The 2410-nt window shown below is 77.0% G+C and carries 2 protein-coding genes and 2 pseudogenes; 2 read left to right on the top strand and 2 right to left on the bottom strand.

From position 1 onward, the window contains the following. Positions 1-150: 150 nt before the first annotated feature. Both PSR1_RS22925 and PSR1_RS22920 read left to right on the top strand, forming a co-directional pair. Entirely contained in the window at positions 151-654 is a 504-nt protein-coding gene (locus tag PSR1_RS22925; RefSeq protein WP_059439604.1) for a HugZ family protein, read from the top strand. Between the two features lie 182 nt (positions 655-836). Continuing rightward, positions 837-1709: pseudogene (locus PSR1_RS22920) on the top strand (HNH endonuclease). A 36-nt stretch (positions 1710-1745) separates the two neighbouring features. Here the strand turns inward: PSR1_RS22920 and PSR1_RS22915 are convergent. Continuing rightward, the gene (locus PSR1_RS22915) at positions 1746-2135 is read right to left on the bottom strand and encodes a translation initiation factor (protein WP_059439603.1); all 390 of its coding nucleotides are present in this window, start codon (positions 2133-2135) and stop codon (positions 1746-1748) included. Then, a pseudogene (locus PSR1_RS22910) lies at positions 2132-2410 on the bottom strand (hypothetical protein); the annotation flags it as partial. The pseudogene PSR1_RS22910 and the gene PSR1_RS22915, both read right to left, overlap by 4 nt.

The raw sequence follows: 2410 nt of genomic DNA, 5'->3' as shown, positions 1-2410 counted from the left end.
CATCGTGCGCGCGGCGCGGCTCGGGCTCGTGGTGCTGTGACGCCGTCGCGCGGCGCTGCGCCACGGCCCGGCCGGGCGTGGCGCGCGGCGGGCCGGCGCGAGATCGGCTGGGGTGGGCGCGGCGGCGTCGCGGCGCCCGGGAGGCTCGGCATGGCGGGGCACGAGGCGGAGGAGCGGGCGCAGGCGGGCGCGGAGCGCGCGGGCGGGATCGAGGCGGTGCGGACGCTGCTGGCGGGGGAGCGGGCCGGGGTGCTGTGCACGCTCTCCCTGCGCCACCCGGGGTGGCCGTACGGGACGCTGGTGCCGTTCGCGGTGGCGGCGACCGGCGAGCCGCTGCTGCTGCTGTCGGCGCTGGCGCAGCACACGCAGAACCTGGAGGCGGACCCGCGGGCCACGCTGCTCGTGTTCGACGGCGAGGCGGCGCGAGGGGATCCGCGGACCGCCGCGCGCGCGACGCTGGTCGGCCGGGTGGTCCGGGTGGGCGCGGAGGAGGAGGCGGACGCGGTGGAGCGGTACGCCGCGCGCGTGCCCGGCGCGAAGGGGCTGCTCGCGCTCGACTTCTCGCTGTGGCGGCTCGAGGTGGAGGAGGTGCAGCTCGTGGGCGGGTTCGCGGCGGCGGGGTTCTTTCCGGGGGAGGCGCTGCGCGCGCGGTGAAGGGGGCGGACTGGGAGGCTTTGACGGTGCGGCGGGGGCGGGGGGCGGTGCTGCGTGGCCGGAACCGGGACGGCGCGATCGGCTCGCGAGAGGCGCGAGGGCGGGGCGCTGGGCGCGGGGGGCGCGGGCGGGCGTTCTCGTGCGTTTTACGGAGGGCGAAAATCGCGTGCGATGCTTCGTGAATGGACACCGCACTCGAGTTCACGAAGCGTCTCGTCTCGCTGCTCCGCTCGGAGCGTCATGCCATGGCGGAGTTCCTCGTCGCGCTTGCGGAGTTCGACCGCCGGGGGTTGTGGCGGGAGCGGGGGCACACCTCGCTGTTCTCGTTCCTGCGGCGCGAGCTGGGGCTCTCGGCGGGCGCCGCTCAGTACCGGAAGACCGCGGCCGAGCTCATCCAGTGCCGGTCCGGGCGGTGTCCGCGCCGCCTGCGGTGAGGGCGCCTGCCGCGGAGCCGACTCTATTTCGGGCGCCCGAAACCGCCTGTGCCCAGCCGGGTCGAGATCGCGGGTCGTTCAGAGCCCGCTCGCGGTGAGCCTGTCGAGCTGCGAGCGGTGACGCCCGCCGCCAGGCCCAGCTCCGTGGACTGGCTCGACGGCGACCAGGCCCGCATGCACCTCACCGTCTCGAAGACCTTCCTGAAGAAGCTCGACGCGGCCCGCGATGCGCTCTCGCATTCCATGCCCGGCGCCTCCCGCGAGAACGTCCTCGAGGCGGCGCTCGACCGGCTCCTCGCCGAGCGCGACCGGCGCAAGGGGATCACCGCTCGGCCACAGACGAAGCGCCGCCCCTCCAGGCCGGACCGCATCCCTGCCCACGTCCGCCGCGAGGTCTGGAGGCGCGATGGCGGGCGGTGCACCTTCGTCCTCCCGTCCGGCGAGACCTGCGGCTCCACGCACCAGCTCGAGCTCGACCACATCGTGCCGCGGGCGCGGGGAGGGGCCTCCACGGCCGAGAACCTTCGCATCCGCTGCAAGGGCCACAACCTCGAGGAGGCGCGGCGGGCCTTCGGGGACGCGGTGATGGACGGGTACGCGGCGAGACGCCGGGGTGGATAGCCCGATGCGACGGCCGCACCCTGAGTAAACGATCGCTCAGCCTCGGATCACCTTCCGGACCCCGCGGCGCTCCAGCCACGCGGCGGCGCGGTCCCGCTGGTCGCCTTGCAGCACGATGGCGTCGTCCTCCACGCCGCCGCCGCAGCCGAGGGCGCGCTTCAGCGCGTCGGCCCATTCGGCGAGCGGCCCGGGCGCGAGGGCGAGCTTCTCCACCACGGTGGCCTCCTTCCCGCCCCGGCCCTTGCGCTCGAGGCGCACCACGGCGCGCGCGGGGGCGGGGGGCGCGGCCGCGGGCGGTGGCGAGGGCGTGGCCTCCGGCGCCTGCGCGGGGACGTGGTCCTCGGGCAGCCGCGCGCGCAGCTTCTCGAACGCGGCGTTGAACGGGCCGGCGGGCGCGTCCACGGGCGGCGCCTTCTTCTTGCTCACGGCGTCCTCCTCCTCGCGCGGCGGCGCGGCTTCGCGGGCGGGGCCACGAGCCGCTGCGCCTCCTCCACCCAGGCGCCGCCGAGCCGCGCGGCCAGGGCCAGCCCCTCCTCCCACGACGGACCGTCGGGCACGGCCCGCTCGGCCATCCCGAGGAGCCGCGCCTCCAGCGCCAGGTCCTCGCAGAGCCGGCGCGCGGCGCCGTCGTCGAGGCCGCAGGCGGCGAGGAACGCGGCGCGCCGGGACGTCCGCACGCCGGCGCGGCGCAGCCAGGCGCG

It is taken from the genome of Anaeromyxobacter sp. PSR-1 (genome assembly GCF_000964525.1).
Classification (GTDB): Bacteria; Myxococcota; Myxococcia; order Myxococcales; family Anaeromyxobacteraceae; genus Anaeromyxobacter.
This window is presented reverse-complemented; position numbering and strand designations above follow the sequence as displayed.